This is a genomic window from Lacrimispora sp., from assembly GCF_036758025.1.
Lineage (GTDB): Bacteria > Bacillota > Clostridia > Lachnospirales > Lachnospiraceae > Lacrimispora.
On record NZ_DAIOXM010000021.1, the window covers coordinates 29,810 to 46,471 of the forward strand.

Consider the following 16,662-nt stretch of genomic DNA (forward strand, 5'->3'; position numbering starts at 1 on the left):
ACTGGCTTTATTTCTTAAATAAAAGAACCCTTACTACATATTTGTTTTTCTTTCATCGCAAGGTACAGTTCTTCATCTGTCAGATGGTTTTCCTCATTCAGCAAAAGAAGAATCTTTCTGTCTTTCTCCGGATAAATCACCAGTCTCTGCCACTGGTAGAAATAAGGTCCGTCCCCTAAGTTTCTCACATATCCCATAAGCTGCCTCAGAAGGTATGCCGTCTCCTTAATATCTGTTTGGCAGTCATTGTCATAAAAACCGGTCCATTTATCATGACAACAGTTTTTCATAGCTTCGTCAGCTTCTGAAAACCGGTCGGCTGCCTGTCCCAGTTCATAAAAAGCATTCAGATAATCTTCTTTTGCATACGCATCGTATCCTTGGGCAAAGTGAATGACTCCCTCCAGACACCGTGTATGAATCTTAACCTGAAGCAAAAGGGAGTCTTCCCACAGCCTTCCTGCTTTCTCCCTTATCCTGCTGCAGGATTCCAAAAGCTTTTGAAAACCCGGATACCCTTTCCCGCATTTTTCCTGATACCACCGCATCTGCTGAAAGTAATGTTCTGACGGTATGCACCAGTTTAACTCCTCACTGGATTTTCTCCCTCCATCTTTCCTCCAGCCATGAATCAAAACCCTTGTCACATAATTATAAAACTGTTCTCCGGCATGTTCATCCTCTCTTATTCCATAGGGAATCGCAGCGTCAAAATACTCCCGAAAACAACGTTTCATCGCTTCCAGTAACAATGGGTCCTGCTGCTTTCCGGGATTTTCCGCCATATAATAAGCTTTTATATACCGTTCCAAATGATCATCTGCATGTTCCATACCGCCATTCCAAAGGGAAGAAATAAAATCCAAAGGATATACATGAGGCTTTATATTGGAACAGTTGATCAGCCACATATTTTTTATTCCGCAGTTGTAAGCATGGTTCAATTCCTTTTCTATAAATTCCATGGAATTAGGGATCATGGTAAGTACATTGGCAGCCTGCAGATCATAAAAGGAAACGTGATAATAAACGCCGTGGTTCTGATCCCTGAGATTTTCCCCCGGAAGAGCGGGCACTCTGGGATTGTGATTTCCCTGTCTTCTGGATACCATTTTTCCGTATCCGTTATCAGCCCAAATCATAATCACATCATCCGGCAAGATTAAAAAGCCCTGCTGGTACAATTCCATGGTTTCTCCATACAAGTTGGTACAAAATACCGGTTCCTTTACATATTCCCTTACCAGATCTGCCTGCTCCTGCATAATGCTGCTGATCAGATTTCCCCTTTTTTCGGGAGTATCATATAAAGGGTCCTGCTCCCAAAAAGGAGTGTCACCCTGGCCCCGGAATCCCAGATTCCAGATAACCTTCTCGTCTTTCTGCCTTTTAACCCCCTCTTTCCAAAGGCGGCGGAACAAGTCGGGGTGTTCTTTAAAGGAGGGATTTTTATCCGGATAGGCCCGCAAAAACATCTCTGCTCCCAAAGGTTCTGCATGGTGATGGGTAATCCAAAGCCCCATGGCCGATGCCAGACCTGCATATTCCTTTGAATTCCTGTCCGTCCCCGGAATTACGACATTTCCTCCGCAGCGCAGAAGCGATTCAAAGGCCATCTCCCACGGATATCCCTTATCCCTGCCCCCATTCCAGTGGCTGATCAGAACTTCATCATTAATAAACCATCCTCTGAATTCCACTTTTTTAGGAACTGAGTGATATTGGGAAACCGGAATAATTACTTCCTCTTTCTTTACAAATTCCTGGTCGTTCCAGAACCAGAATGGGAGAATTCCCAGATAATGCTCACTGATATGAAAAAGGGCATAAATAAAGCCTAAATCATCCGCCGCTTCAATGACGATTTCTTCCCGGTTTTTTACGCTGATTATAAATTCCTCTTTTCCTGACCGGATTTTATTGAAAGTAATTTTTCCCGGACCGGTTTTCCTTTTCTCCTGAAGCGGTTTTAGAACCATATCCACATCCCGGTAAAAACGGTTTATGCCAAGATTTACAGGTTCGCTTTTATAGTCTGTATGTATTGTAACGCCATGATTTAATATAAATCCTTCCATCATAAGTCTGTTCCTTTCTGGTAAATGCCTATTATTCCTCAATTCTATATAAATTTAAAGAATAATTAAATGTAATTTTCCTGCATTAAGGAGGTAAAAAACCGACTTTTTAGCCTTCTATTGCTCTTTCTCACTATAAACCCTTTCAATTTTCTATTATGGCACAAAATATGAATTTACGTTAAAGCGTCGAAGTTTAACGTGTAAAAGCGTTGACAAGTCACCTTTCATCTATTACAATGAGGATTATATATTTTCAAAAGAGAGGAAAAAAACACATGATCATTATTATGAAACCTAACGCTTCCAATGAAGCTGTTGGTAAAATAAAGAATTTAATCGAATCAAATGGCCTTCAGGTTCATTTATCAGAAGGAACAGAGGTGACCATTGTAGGCGTGGTCGGCGACAAGACAAAGCTTCAGGGCGCAAACATTGAGCTGATGGACGGTGTTGACAAAATTGTTGCGGTTACAGAATCCTACAAGCTGGTAAATAAAAAATTCCATCCCGATGACACTGCCATCACCATCGGAAATGCCAAAATCGGCCCCGGACACTTGACCATGATGGCCGGCCCATGTGCCATCGAAAACCACGACATGCTTATGGAAACCGCCTTTGCCGTAAAGAAAGCCGGAGCCCAGTTCCTTCGCGGCGGCGCTTACAAACCAAGAACTTCTCCTTACGCATTCCAGGGGCTGGAGGAAGAAGGCTTAAAATTCATGCAGGAAGCCAGAGAAGCCACAGGCCTTAACATTGTATGTGAGGTCACCAGTTTAAAGGCTCTTGAAACAGCCGTTAAATACGTGGACATGATCCAGATCGGCGCACGCAACATGCAGAACTTTGAACTTTTAAAGGAAACCGGAAAAGCAGGCGTTCCTGTTCTCTTAAAGAGAGGTCTTTCCGCTACCATCGACGAATGGCTCAATTCAGCCGAATACATCGCCTCTGAGGGCAATACCAACATCGTTCTCTGTGAACGGGGTATCCGCACATACGAAACAGCCACCAGAAATACATTGGATATCAGCGCAGTTCCGGTCATCCGCGCCAAGAGCCATCTTCCGGTCATCATTGATCCAAGCCACGCAACTGGAGTAAGAGCTTATATTGAACCCATTTCCAAGGCAGCCATAGCAGTAGGCGCTGACGGACTGATCGTGGAAGTTCACCCCTGCCCTTCCTGCGCCTTGTCTGACGGTCCCCAGTCCCTGACCTTTGAGCAGTTTGACAGTCTGGTGGAAGAATTAAAGCCTTATGCCAAGCTTGCAGGGAGGACGCTGGATGAATGATAAGGTGAATTTGCCCCCAGGGCAAAGAGAGGCCCCCTTGGGGGATGCCGTAATTGCCTTTATCGGGCTTGGTCTCATTGGCGGCTCCATTGCCAGAGGGATCAAGCGGGAAAAACCGAACACAAAAATCATGGCATACATGCGGAGCCGTTCCAGACTCTTAAAGGCCCAGGAAGACGGAATTGTGGATGTGATTCTGGACGGAATCGGGGAAGAACTGCGGGAATGCGACCTGATCTTTCTCTGCACTCCTGTGGAATATAACGCAAAGTATCTTTCTGATATAAAAACCTTTTTAAAGCCGGGTGCCATCATTACAGATGTGGGCAGTACCAAAACCGATATTCATGAGGAAGTCATCCGTCTCGATATGGAAAGCTGCTTTGTAGGCGGCCACCCCATGGCCGGGTCGGAAAAGACAGGATATGAGAATTCCACAGACCATCTGCTGGAAAATGCCTACTACATCATCACTCCTACCTCCTCTTCCACTGAGGATCAGGTGGAGCGGCTGGTCCATATTGCCAAAATAATCGGTTCTCTTCCCCTTGTTCTGGATTACCATGAACACGACTTTGTCACCGCTGCAATCAGCCACCTTCCCCACATCGTGGCTTCCAGCCTTGTCAATCTGGTAAAGGATTCGGACAATGAACAGGGACTGATGAAACGGCTGGCAGCAGGAGGCTTTAAGGACATTACAAGAATCGCCTCTTCCTCACCGGAAATGTGGGAGCAGATCTGCATGACCAACAGCAGTAATCTGGCCGTGATCCTGGACCGGTACATTACATCTTTAAGCCAGGTTCTGGCTGAGTTAAAGAAAAAGGACAACAAATACATTTACCGGCTCTTTGAAACCTCCAGAGATTACCGGGACTCTTTTTCGGAAAAGGTGGCAGGCCCCATTGCACCGGATTATTCTTTCACTGTGGATATGGCTGACGAGGTCGGCGCCATTTCCACTTTGGCCGTCATTCTGGCTGCAAAGGGAATCAGCATTAAAAACATAGGCATTAACCATAACCGGGAACATGGGGAAGGCACCCTGCGGATTGCATTTTACGACAGGGATACCATGGACAGGGCGTGGGAAGTGCTGGAGCGGTATCATTACGATTTAATTTCAACTTAAGAGAGGAACCTTATGAAATTCACAAAATCCTCCCCGTTAAAGGGTGAGATAACCATACCCGGCGACAAGTCCGTCTCCCACCGCAGCGTGATGTTTGGTGCCATTGCAAAGGGAACTACAGAAATCAGCCATTTCCTTCAGGGAGCTGACTGCCTTTCCACCATCTCCTGCTTTCAGAAAATGGGGATTCAGATTGAAAATAACAACGACACCGTCATTGTCCACGGCAAAGGGCTTCGGGGATTGAAAAAACCGGAAACCATTCTGGATTGCGGAAACAGCGGAACCACTACCCGCTTGATTTCCGGCCTTTTAGCTGCCCAGGACTTTGACGTGACCTTAACCGGGGACGAATCCATTCAGAAACGTCCCATGAAGCGTATTATGGAGCCCTTATCCATGATGGGAGCCGATATAAGAAGCTTAAAAGACAATGGCTGCGCTCCTCTTTCCATAACAGGAAAAAAGCTTCACAGCATCCACTACACCAGCCCGGTGGCCTCGGCTCAGGTTAAATCCTGTATTCTCTTAGCGGGATTGTATGCAGAAGGGGAAACAAAGGTGACGGAGCCTTACGTGTCCAGAAACCACTCTGAAATCATGCTGAAATACTTCGGAGCCAATGTAAGAACAGAAGGAACCACTGCCTGCATCACTCCTGCCCAGGAGCTTTACGGAAATAAGATTGTGGTTCCGGGGGATATTTCCTCTGCAGCTTTCTTTATTGCAGCGGGACTTATGGTTCCGGGCTCAGAAATATTGGTGAAAAACGTAGGCATCAACCCTACCCGAGACGGAATCATCCACGTGTGCAGGGATATGGGGGCTGATATTACCTTATTAGAGGTGAATACAGATTCAGGAGAGCCTACTGCCGACATTCTGGTGAAATCCGGTCCTCTCCACGGTGTTACCATCGGCGGAGCCATTATTCCCACCTTGATTGACGAACTTCCTATGATTGCCGCCATGGCCTGCTTTGCAGAAGGGGAAACAGTGATTAAGGATGCAGCGGAATTAAAGGTAAAGGAATCCAACCGCATTGATATTATGGTACGGAACTTATCCGCCATGGGAGCCGATGTTGTGGAAACAGAGGATGGCATGATCATTAAGGGCGGAAAGCCTCTTCATGGGGCTGTCATTGACAGCAAGCTGGACCACAGGATCGCCATGACATTTGCAGTGACTGGATTGTGTGCAGAAGGGGAAACGGAAATTCTGGGTGCAGAATGCGTCAATGTTTCTTATCCGGGATTTTATGAGGATTTGAAAAAGTTGAGTCTATAATTGAGAAAAGAAACAAAAAAGAAACTGCACTCTAACAGCAGAACACAGAACTGTGTTTAACAATTAGGGTGCAGTTTCTATTTTGTTGTTCTACATCTCAATAACCGGTATATTTAACAGCTTACAGACCTCTGTCATGGAATCCGCCACATCATCCCATACAATGCTGTAATGGTGAGGGATTCCTTCTTCCATAATACGCTCCACTATTTTTCTAACAGGCTGGTCAACTTTAATGTTAGCCATAACCCCCTTTGTGTAGCGGTCCTTATCAATTGCTGTCCCCCTTAAAAGGAACAACTTATAAGAATCGTCAATATTACAAAATCTTGCTATGGTCACTTTTCCTTCTTTCAGTGCTCCGTAAAATGCCGTTCCCTGTCCTGCCAGAGGGTGGTTATTGATCGTATATTCATGCTTGGTGTTTCTTAATGATGGTGCCGCATTTCCGCAATGCCAGAAAGTCATCACATTTTCTTCTTCGTCAATATTAATCATATCTGTAATAAAGGTTGGAAGTCCCGTAAGATAATTCTGCACGATCTGGGCCAGCTCCGCATCGATATCGCCTTCACATCCTATGCTCATACCTTCGTCTGCTAATCTGCCTAATACTGCACATGGTGTCGTATGCAGACTTCCCATCTCCGGCCAGCATTTGATCGTGGCAAAATCATAGGACTGTCTCTCCATAAGCTCTTTTAATGCCAGATATAATTTAGAATGATTCTCCAAATGTCCCTCCGGAAGCTTACTTACATCGTATTCACCTTCCACCTTTTTCATATCTGCTTCATACGCTTCCTTGGGCATACGGTCCATCTCATCAAATACTGCTTTTAAATCTGTCTCTTCCATTCTGATTCCAAAGGTTCTTCGGATTAGGCTTTCGCTGAAGCTGGAATTATAAAAAGCCGTAGGACGATAGCCAAACAATCCCAATACAGTGCCTTTTAACTTCTTTAATACGCTATAGGCTGTTATCAGATTTATAACCTTTGAGGCAGTGGCCGCTTCTTCCTTATCACCATAAATGGAATAGCATTTGGAGCCCAGTTTTTTCAGTGACGCAGAATTCATGGTGACTGCCACCAAAGCATTGGCATACAATCTGTCATTTTTATCAAAGGCAGGCTCATGGGGCGCCCAAAGAATAATCGGTACCTCCAGATTTTCTGCAAGACAGGTTGGTATATCGTCTCCGGTAAATGCTCCGTAAACCATAACAATAATATCCACTGCTTCTGCTTTAAATTGCTGTGAAATCTCATCGACTGCTTTCGGTGAATCCCCCAAAGCTTTTGCCTTAATGAGATTTACGCCGGGCAAATGTTCCTCCAGCCATTCCCCGTATTCTTTCATTCTCTTTTCCGGAAGCTCTCTGGGCCATCTGCCTGAAAGTGTTGTTATAAATCCTACATTGAGTTGTTTCTTCATAGGGGTCCCTCTTTTCCATTTACAAATCTATTTTTATGTAGTTATTGATCAAAAGCCTTTCCTTCTGATCCTGCTAAACGGATAATAGCCTTTACATCTTCCGTTAATTTATCATTGGCATATTGGGATAGTTTCCAGGAGTGCCCCTGGTGATCCAGATTTTTGAGTCCATCCGCATAATGTTCAACATATCTATACCGTATTTCTGTGCCGAAATTAATTTTAGCTACTCCCATTTTGATTGCTTCTTTTATAATACTCTCAGACATACCGGTGCATCCGTGAAGTACGAGAGGTATATCTGTGAACTCCCTTACAGCTTTCAAAATATCCAGTTTAATATCCGGTTTGCCCTTATAATAGCCATGGGCGTTTCCAATTCCAATTGCCAAGGTGTCAGGCCGGCATAAAGAGAGATACCTTCTTACTTCTTCGGGATCAGCCACATTTTTATTTTCCACTGCATTTCCTTCGCCGTCCAATCGGGCAAGTTCTCCAATCTCGGCTTCAACCATAACACCGTATTTTCTGGCTTCTGCAATAACCTGATTCGTAAGCTCCACATTTTCCTCGATGGGTTTTGTGGAACCGTCAATCATAATGGAGGTAAAACCCAGCTCCAGTGCTTCTTTGCATATTTCATAGCTGTCTCCATGATCCAGATGAATGGATACAGGCACCGATACTCTGTTGGCACACCATTTCGCCACCTCAACAAACCAGTCATTTCCCGAATATGCACCGGTAGATACGTAATGGGCTAATATAATAGGGGATTTCAGTTCTTCTGCCGCCCGGCAAATGGCCCATATAATATCGTAATTTCCACCTTGTGTATTAATTGCGGGAATAGCATATCCATTCCGGCTTGCATACTCCAGATTTTCTTTATTTGTTACTAACATCTCTTTGTCCTTCTTTCCTATTCAATATTCTGCCCCATCTTACTCATCCTTTTACTGCTCCTTGTACTAACCCCTTTACAAGATGCTTTTGAAAGAAAAAGAATAGAAGTAACATTGGAATAATGCCAATCACTGAAATAGTATTAACGAGCGACCAGTCGTAAGATAATTCTCCTAAATAACGCACGGAAACACCTGCCGAAAGAGTCCGGAGTGAATCGGTCTGGATCAGTGTGGTTGCATGCAGGTAATCATCCCAGGTCATTAATAAGGAATAAATGCCAACGGCAACAATACCCGGCTTGATCAGCGGTATGATAACGGAATACAGGATTTTAAGCCTGCCGGCTCCGTCAATAAAAGCGGCCTCTTCCAATACTCTGGGTATGCTGTCAAAAAAGCTGGCCATCAGCATGGTGGTAAACGGGATCATTGCCGCCGTTAATGCCAAGATCAATCCCTGTCTCGTATTTATTAAGTGCATACTTCCCATAAGCCCATACAGAGAAATCATACGGCTTACCACCGGAAACATCTGTGCCGAAGTAAAAGCGGCTATGATCCACTTATTCCATTTAAAATGAAACCTTGATAAAGCATATCCGGATATAATTGCCATACATGTGGTTAATACGGCGCAGGAACCTGATACAATAAAATTATTGATGTAATAGCGGAAGAAATATTGATCTTCTGTAAACAGCTTTATGTATGCAGCAGCTGTGGGAAGTTCCGGAAAAAACGTAGGAGGAAATTTATATGCCTCCATATTCTCTTTAAATGATGTCATTAAAACCCAATATAAGGGGAATAACAGAAATAATAAAATCAATGCAATGACTGTATAACGAATGACCGAAAACATGATCTGCTTCTTCTTCATATCTATTATCCCCTCCTATTCCATGTCAGTTTCTTTAAATACAGTATTGAATAATATGACTACCAAAATCATCAGCAGCATCCATATGGTTGTAACTGCAGCTCCTGATCCAAGATTGTTGGATACAAATGCTTCCCTGTAGCTTAAAATTGCCAATGTGCTGGTTGAATTATCAGGACCTCCGCCTGTCATCGTCCAGATCAGAGGAAACTGCTTAAAGTTTTCTATAATTGACATTGATGTTGTAACTTTGATGATACTTTTCATATATGGGATTGTAATGTGAAAAAAGCGGTTTACGGAATTGGCCCCGTCTACGGTAGCTGCTTCCAGGGTTTCTTCCGGCACATTGGCAAGTCCTGATACCAGCAGCAATGCCGTAAGAGGAATCTGCTTCCATAAAGCGGCAATTGCGATTCCCAAAAGAGCTGTTGCCGGATTATTTAACATTGCAAAGTCTGTTATCCTGCCAAAGCTGAATATTTTCACCACATATTTCAACAGCCCATACTGAGGCTGATATATCCACATCCATATGAGACCGGATATAATGGTCGGTACAATCCAGGGTGCCATCATAATACTTCTGATAAACCTGGCTCCTCTTAAATTGGAATTTAACACTAAGGCCATTGCCATGCCAAGAATAAACTGGGCCAGTACCACCCCGCCCACAAATATAAATGTAGTTTCTATTGATGATAAAAGTTTGGTGTTGGAAAAGAGCTTCAGGTAGTTGGCAAACTCATTCCATTTTCCCGGCGTTCCGGCAATAATATTTTTAATTCTGTAATCCTGAAAGCTTCTTACCACCGAGTCCAAAACCGGGACTAAAATAAACATAACTGTAACTATGATAGACGGAGTCAGTAATGCCAGGGCAAACAGCCTATCTTTTGTGATTCTTTTCATGAATGGTGCACCTTTTGTTTTACGTGAGTCAAATGATATTGACTTATTCTGCATGATAGGCTCCCCTTTCTGTTTTTATCACATTCTTCATTTTCTCTTCTCCAATAAATCTGAAAGCATTCCTTGAAGTATAATCCAAAGCCGGTCATTGATTTAGTTTGGCAGAGGATTTTGTTCCTCTGCCAAATAATAGTTCCTAGTTGCTTAATATACCTTCTGCTGCTGTTTTAAAATCACTGATCGCCTGGTCTACATCTTTATCATTAACCGTAACTGCCTGTGCCAATGCAGCTAATTCAAGATTGAAATCATTGATAGCAGGAACATTGGTTGCACTTCTTGCTGTATCCAGAGATTTAATAGCGCCTGCCAAAACAGGGGACTCAGTAATTCCAGGAATTTCGCTTAATGCCATCATGGAAGGATATCCAGGAGCAACATTCTGCAAATATGGAATCAGAACATCTTCAGTGAGTAAGTACTGGATGAATAATTTGGTCGCTTCTACCTGAGCTTCCCCGTTATTACCCATCATAAGAGTATGGGCCTGGATTAAGCTTTCACCTGCTCCCTGTCCGCCGGCTAAAGGAGCTGCGGATGCCACAAAATCGATGGCATCAGGATTAATGCTGCGAACACCGTTAAATCCCCAGGACTGGTCATAATACATTGCAAGCTGGCCTAATGCGAATAAGTTTCTCAAGTCTTTTAATTTACTTACCTGAGGATTATAGCCCTTATCATCTATTTCCTTTAAAAATTCAAAGGTCTGCTTAAATCCGGGATTGTCAATGTCTAACTGTCCATCATCCGTTAATGTATAACCGTCAAATCCATATATTAAAGAAGTAAGACATGATCCGGATACAGCTACGGATGCGGTTGTCATTCCAAAAGGATATACGGCATTGCCGTCTGCAGTTTTTAATTCAGCTAATTTAGGTGCAATCTCCATCATTTCGTCTATTGTAGTAGGAGGGCTCTCTGGATCTAAACCAGCCTGTTCAAATAAATCCTTGTTATACAGCATAATGAAAGGAGATGCGTACATCGGTATTCCGTGAGGAACTCCATCAATCTTCATGGCATCCATCATGGATGGATATATTTGTGATAAATACTCCGCAGGAAATGCCTCTGTAACAGGCATTAAAATTCCTGCATCTGCTAAGGTTGAAATCCAGGAAGCTTCACCGAAAACCAGATCTACCTTTTCTCCGCCTCCAACCCAGGTTACAACCTGAGTTAACATCTGACCATACTCAGCAGTCATGAACTCAACGGTAATATCAGGATATTTTTCTTCAAAACCTTTTTTGGCGTCATTCCAGAACTTATCATAGCCAGCTTCCAATACCCCATAATTTGCAAACTTAATTGTAACCGGTTCTTTAAACTCATAGTTCTCACTTGTTTTGGTGGTTTCCTCTTGAGCTGCCTGTGTTGTGGCATCTGTTGGTGCTGTATCTTTTTTTGTTTCTTCTTTTGTGGAACCCCCACATGCTCCCAAAGATACTGTTAATACAAAGGTTAACAACAGTGCCAATACTTTTTTCATTTTACCCATTCTTGTCTTCTCCTTTTAAAAATTTTTATTAAGCTCCCTATACCCCCATTCAAGCTCCCAGTACCTTCTCTGAACCAAAAGAATGAACGTTTTTATAAGGTTAACTTTCATTTAAAACGGTAAAACATCAATGAAAAGAATCTCTTGGAAATAAGGTTGTATTAAGACCGGGAAACCTTGATATATTCCGGTGGGAATTGATTTTTTCTCCGGCTGATGGTTTATTTCCCTCTACCAGATGAGGAGATGTTTTTTTCATGTTCTCTACCATGTTCCCCTTAAGCTTTTCCTTAATTGAGTCGTATTCCGGCAGAGCTGCCAGATTATGCTGCTCTAATGGGTCATGTTTCAAATCAAATAATAATTCCTCTCCTCCATACCAGGTCCACATATATTTAAATTGTTTATCCATGAAAACAAAATATTTATCTTCGCAATTTCCATAAAAGTCTTTTTCGTTTTCATCTTCTATATAACGAAGCAAATCATTTCCGTCTAAGCCCTCAGGAAAACTGATTCCGCAAATAGATAATATGGTAGGCATAATATCTGCCAGAGTCGTTATTTTATCGCACTGCAGTCCCGCATATCTGATGTCAGAGCTTCCAAATTCAGCAGGCGGTTTAATTAACAGAGGAATGTGGGAAGAACCTTCTAAAAAGTTGGTTTTTGCGCACATATTATGATCTCCCAATAAATCTCCATGGTCTGAAGTGAATATGATCCAGGTATTTTCCAATAGATTTAATTCACGCATTCTTGCAAACAACAAGCCTAAGTTATAATCAATCTGGGAAATGCATGCGTAATATGCTCTCTTAATCTGTCTTTTTTGAGCTTTTGACATACGCCATATGTTATTCAATTGAAAAGTCGGTTTATAAAATCCCAGGGGTGCCGTATCCATATCAGCGGACCAATCTCCCATAACAGGGTCCGGCATTTCAATTCCGTTGTAAATCTCCCAAAAAGATAAATTAGGATCAAGAGGAGAATGGGGCTTTGTGAAACTGGTCCATAGAAAGAAAGGTCTGGTAGGATCTCTGTTTTCTATAAAATCAATGGATTTATCGACCGTCCAATGGGTTAATGAGTCTGCTTCATTTCCGGTATTGATAAAGGGTTCCACTTCATTTTCACCGATTCCATGGTACCGGGTGGAATATTTCCCATATTTTCTCATCTCATTAAAATAATCCATGGGTAAATCCGCATGTTCGATCCCGTAAGTGGCTCTCATAGGAAAAAAATGCAATTTCCCTTCAGCTCTTGTCTGGTATCCGTTTTCCGTCAGTAATTTAGGAAATGTCACATGATCCCGCATAGGTAAACAATCATTACTGTTTCCTGTCAACCCGTGTGTATAAGCCTCCTTGCCGGTCATAATGGTAGCCCTTGCAGGCATGCATACAGGACATGCAGAATAGCATCTGTTAAAGGTTATCCCCTCATCCACCAGCCAGTTAAGATGAGGAGTAAATATTTCTTTATTGCCTAAAGCATGAATGGTGTCAAATCTTTGCTGGTCCGTGGTAATAAGCAATATATTGGGTCTTTCCATGTTTTTCTCCTTTTGATTATGAGCGCCCGTCAATTCCTATGAACTGTTTTTGATTTTCCATGTGTTCCATCATCTCAATTATGTCAACACGTGTGTACATCGTAATGAAAATCCTGTTGTATCATCAACAGGCTTCAATCATATTTATCTTACGTACTCTCTCTTAAAATAAGATTCGTTTTAAAAGATGCTTTTAAATCTCCTTCTTTTCCATCAATAATCCTTTGGAGCATATCGATTGCCGCATGACTGATCTCTTCCTGCTGCATCTCCATGGTGGTTAATTTGGGGCTGCAAAATCTGCTGATTGAGGAATTGTCATATCCTATTACAGATATGTCTTCCGGAACTTTTAAATTCATTCGTTTCACTGCGGACATTGCCACGCAGGCCAGCATATCATTTCTTCCGAATATGCCGTCTACTTTCAGTCCATTCTGGATTCTTTTTATAATCTCTTCTTCCACTTGTTCCTCTGAATAACAGCCCGCTATAATCTGCTTCTCCGTAAATTCCAGTTTGCTTTCATGCATCTGGTCAACAAAGCCGCTAAGCCTTAAATCATCCATGGTGCTTTTCGTTCCTTTTGAACTGATTCTGTCTATATATAAAATATGCCTTCTGCCTTTTGCCGCCAGATGTTTCACACATTCCCTTGCACCACTGTATAGCCCTGAATTAATAATTCCTACATTCTTAGGTATATTATGATATCTCCGGTTCATGAAGAGGACTAACGGAATATTGGCATCGATGAATTGCTGTACATATTCATCGGGAAAACTGGTAGAACTTATGATAATGCCATCATATTGCCGGCTGATTACCTGGGAAACAAACTCCTGTGAATTCCTGTTGGCACACAAGGATATCAAATACCCATGGTTATAGGCAAACTTATCCATATTACTGACAATACGGCTGAAATATTCATTGGTTATCTGATCCGCAATAAAGATAATCTGATTGCTTTGCTTTCCTTTTAAAGTCCTTGCCACATTATTGGGGCGGTAATTCAACTCCCTGATGGCTGCCTCCACCCGTTCTCTTTTTTCTCTGCTCACATATCTGTTGTTATTAATCACATAAGATACGATAGTCTCGCTGACATTAGCATGTTTTGCAACATCAGCTCTTGTCACCCGCTTGTTATTGATCATTATGTGCAATCCCCCCTCGTATCAACACGTATGTATACTATATTTTTCATTATAACACGTTGTTGTCATTTGTCAATACATCATTATTATTGATAATAATTTTATTTTTTCACAATTTTTCTAAGACATTTTTGTGCATTATTATATTTCCATTTTAATCAATTCCAGATTATACGCCAACGGATCTTCCCCATTTACAACAATCTGTCTGCACTTTAACAGCTTTTGCCATTGATCATGTTTTGCCTTGCTTCTTGTATTCAGACCGCCGGTATCATAACCGGCTGCCCATTCCATAAATTCCAGGTGGTTTTGGTACATGTCTCCGCCAGCTTCAATGCGTGAACCAAAATATCGCTTTTCTCTTTCTTTTAACCGTTCCAGCCGGACCTCTCTATCTATGGCTATCCGGATTGCCAATGTAAAATAAGGAATCAGTTCATCTCCCCAATCTACAAGGGAGCCTGAAATAACAACCTGGCCTGATTGAAAGATGTCCCTCTTCATCAAGGAAAGCCGCTCTTCTATTTCTCTCTTCTTCGTATACTTGGGGTCTGTGGGAAGCCAGTAATAATCATCGGTATCCATAAACGTATATCCCATCTGCTCTGATATGTATTTACCTAAGGTAGATGTTCCTGAGCCTGATGCTCCGTATATGTGAATCACTTTTTTATCCATATTTTCCTCCCTGAAAATCCTCTTCTGCTGATTTGTAAGTCCCAGTCAATATCCACCGGGGCCTTGAAGTATGGTTATTAAAAAATTTTTTAAAAAGAAAAAATTTTGCTGGATTAAATTTGACTTTATGATAAAATGGAATGGCTGACAAATTTCACAATTGCCTGCATGATTTCGACAGAAATTTGGCCGCGAAACAATACCATAATATCATAGAATTCGATTTGGGGGAATCATTTTATGATTGGTAAAAATAATAAGAAAAAAGAATTTATTGAACAAGGAGAAGGGATTAAAACATGGAACCGAAGTTAGAGAAAAAATACGGACTTTTTACAGCCATTGCAATGGTTATCGGTATCGTTGTGGGCAGCGGCGTTTTCTTCAAGGCAGAAAAAATCCTCACTGCAACAGGCGGAAATTTAAAACTGGGAATTCTTGCATGGGTCATTGGCGGTGTTATTATGATTTCCTGCGCCTATACGTTTTCTGTTATGGCTACTAAATACCAATATGTTAACGGAATCGTGGATTACGCAGAGGCAGCCATGGGAAAGACCTATTCCTATTATGTGGGCTGGTTTATGGCAATGATCTATTATCCTACCATTACCTCTGTGCTGGCATGGGTTTCAGCCCGGTATACCTGCGTGATCTTTGGATTTCCCATTACAGGCGGGGAATGCATGACTATTGCCTGTCTTTACCTGATTTCCAGCTTTACCATAAATGCCTTATCTCCGGTTCTGGCCGGAAAGTTTCAGGTGAGCACCACCATTATCAAGCTGATTCCTCTCTTTTTAATGGCAATTGTAGGAACCTTTACCGGACTTAGAAGCGGAATGACGGTATACAATTTCACCCATTACGTGTCTCAAAGCAACTCCAACGGGCTGTTCACCGCCGTTGTTGCGGCATGCTTTGCTTATGAAGGCTGGATCATTGCCACCTGCATCAATGCGGAGTTAGAGAATGCAAAGAAAAACCTTCCTCTGGCTTTGATCGCAGGAACCTTTGTCACCATGTCCGCCTATATCCTCTATTACATCGGCTTAGCCGGAACCATTGAAAATGAGGTGATGATGGCCGGAGGCGAATCCGGCGCCAAGCTGGCTTTCCAGACGGTCTTTACATCAGCAGGCGGCTCATTGTTATTCGTATTTGTCATCATTTCATGCCTGGGAACCTTAAACGGGCTGATGCTTGGCTGTACCCGCGGAATTTATTCTCTTTCCGCAAGGGGTCTTGGCCCTGCTCCCAAGGTTTTTGTCCAGGTGGATCCGGTAACCAATATGCCTGTTAACTCCGCTATTTTAGGGTTATTTCTCTGCGGACTCTGGCTGTTTTACTTTTACGGGGCAAATTTGACCTCCGGCTGGTTTGGCTTTTTTAGCTTTGATTCCTCGGAGCTGCCTATTATCACCATATATGCCCTGTACATCCCTATTTTTATTATGTTCATGGTGAAAAGCAGGGAAATGAACTTTTTTAACCGGATATTTATGCCATGTCTGTCACTTGCAGGCAGCATATTTATGGTCGTTGCCGCCTGGTTCGCCCATGGAATGGCTGCAGTAGCTTATCTGGTTATATTTTCTGTTATTATGATCCTTGGAGCTCTGACTTTACGAAAGGCAAAATAACAGTTGACAAATCTTCTCAAACGTATTAATATACTTTTTAAATGAAATAAAAATAAACCGTTGAAAAAGAGTAGTAAGCTTTCCAGCAATATTTCAGAGAGCCGCCGTTGGT

At 42.4% G+C, this 16,662-nt stretch carries 13 protein-coding genes and 1 other annotated feature (1 of these 14 running past the window's edge); of the genes, 4 read left to right on the forward strand and 9 right to left on the reverse strand.

The genetic code is table 11. The annotated features are described in order from the left end of the window. Window positions 1–14: 14 nt before the first annotated feature. Window positions 15–2,081, reverse strand: a complete 2,067-nt coding sequence (locus tag V7M78_RS16360) for a glycosyl hydrolase 115 family protein (RefSeq protein WP_333651432.1) — start codon at window positions 2,079–2,081, stop codon at window positions 15–17. 275 nt (window positions 2,082–2,356) lie between these two features. On the opposite strand from V7M78_RS16360, the gene aroF reads away from it, so the two are divergent. The 3 genes from aroF to aroA are packed head-to-tail and all read left to right on the forward strand — an operon-like array spanning window position 2,357 to window position 5,801. Further along, window positions 2,357–3,376, forward strand: coding sequence for a 3-deoxy-7-phosphoheptulonate synthase (gene aroF / locus V7M78_RS16365; RefSeq protein WP_333651433.1), 1,020 nt, complete (start codon window positions 2,357–2,359; stop codon window positions 3,374–3,376). Beyond that, entirely contained in the window at window positions 3,369–4,511 is a 1,143-nt protein-coding gene (locus V7M78_RS16370; protein ID WP_333651434.1) for a prephenate dehydrogenase, read from the forward strand. The genes aroF and V7M78_RS16370 overlap by 8 nt, the downstream gene beginning before the upstream one ends. A gap of 12 nt (window positions 4,512–4,523) precedes the next feature. Continuing rightward, window positions 4,524–5,801 (forward strand): 3-phosphoshikimate 1-carboxyvinyltransferase, encoded by a 1,278-nt coding sequence (gene aroA / locus V7M78_RS16375; protein WP_333651435.1) that lies wholly within the window; start codon window positions 4,524–4,526, stop codon window positions 5,799–5,801. Window positions 5,802–5,891: 90 nt separating this feature from the next. Here the strand turns inward: aroA and V7M78_RS16380 are convergent, their stop codons facing one another. The 8 genes from V7M78_RS16380 to V7M78_RS16415 form a co-directional block, all read right to left on the reverse strand. Next, window positions 5,892–7,238: an L-fucose/L-arabinose isomerase family protein gene (locus tag V7M78_RS16380; RefSeq protein WP_333651436.1), complete on the reverse strand. Its 1,347-nt coding sequence runs from the start codon at window positions 7,236–7,238 to the stop codon at window positions 5,892–5,894. Window positions 7,239–7,279: 41 nt separating this feature from the next. Beyond that, complete coding sequence (locus V7M78_RS16385) at window positions 7,280–8,143, reverse strand: class II fructose-bisphosphate aldolase (protein ID WP_333651437.1); 864 nt, start codon at window positions 8,141–8,143, stop codon at window positions 7,280–7,282. 43 nt (window positions 8,144–8,186) lie between these two features. Next, window positions 8,187–9,026, reverse strand: a complete 840-nt coding sequence (locus tag V7M78_RS16390) for a carbohydrate ABC transporter permease (protein ID WP_333651438.1) — start codon at window positions 9,024–9,026, stop codon at window positions 8,187–8,189. A 15-nt stretch (window positions 9,027–9,041) separates the two neighbouring features. Further along, the gene (locus V7M78_RS16395; protein ID WP_333651439.1) at window positions 9,042–9,938 is read right to left on the reverse strand and encodes a carbohydrate ABC transporter permease; all 897 of its coding nucleotides are present in this window, start codon (window positions 9,936–9,938) and stop codon (window positions 9,042–9,044) included. Window positions 9,939–10,134: 196 nt separating this feature from the next. Then, entirely contained in the window at window positions 10,135–11,505 is a 1,371-nt protein-coding gene (locus V7M78_RS16400; RefSeq protein WP_333651440.1) for an ABC transporter substrate-binding protein, read from the reverse strand. A 127-nt stretch (window positions 11,506–11,632) separates the two neighbouring features. Then, window positions 11,633–13,066: a sulfatase-like hydrolase/transferase gene (locus V7M78_RS16405; RefSeq protein ID WP_333651441.1), complete on the reverse strand. Its 1,434-nt coding sequence runs from the start codon at window positions 13,064–13,066 to the stop codon at window positions 11,633–11,635. A 149-nt stretch (window positions 13,067–13,215) separates the two neighbouring features. Further along, entirely contained in the window at window positions 13,216–14,226 is a 1,011-nt protein-coding gene (locus V7M78_RS16410; protein ID WP_333651442.1) for a LacI family DNA-binding transcriptional regulator, read from the reverse strand. A gap of 141 nt (window positions 14,227–14,367) precedes the next feature. Beyond that, the gene (locus V7M78_RS16415) at window positions 14,368–14,907 is read right to left on the reverse strand and encodes an AAA family ATPase (protein WP_333651443.1); all 540 of its coding nucleotides are present in this window, start codon (window positions 14,905–14,907) and stop codon (window positions 14,368–14,370) included. A gap of 299 nt (window positions 14,908–15,206) precedes the next feature. Between V7M78_RS16415 and V7M78_RS16420 the strand changes: the two genes are divergently transcribed. Further along, window positions 15,207–16,550 (forward strand): APC family permease, encoded by a 1,344-nt coding sequence (locus V7M78_RS16420; RefSeq protein WP_333651444.1) that lies wholly within the window; start codon window positions 15,207–15,209, stop codon window positions 16,548–16,550. Between the two features lie 51 nt (window positions 16,551–16,601). Continuing rightward, window positions 16,602–16,662: a binding site (T-box leader), on the forward strand; it runs 179 nt beyond the window's last position.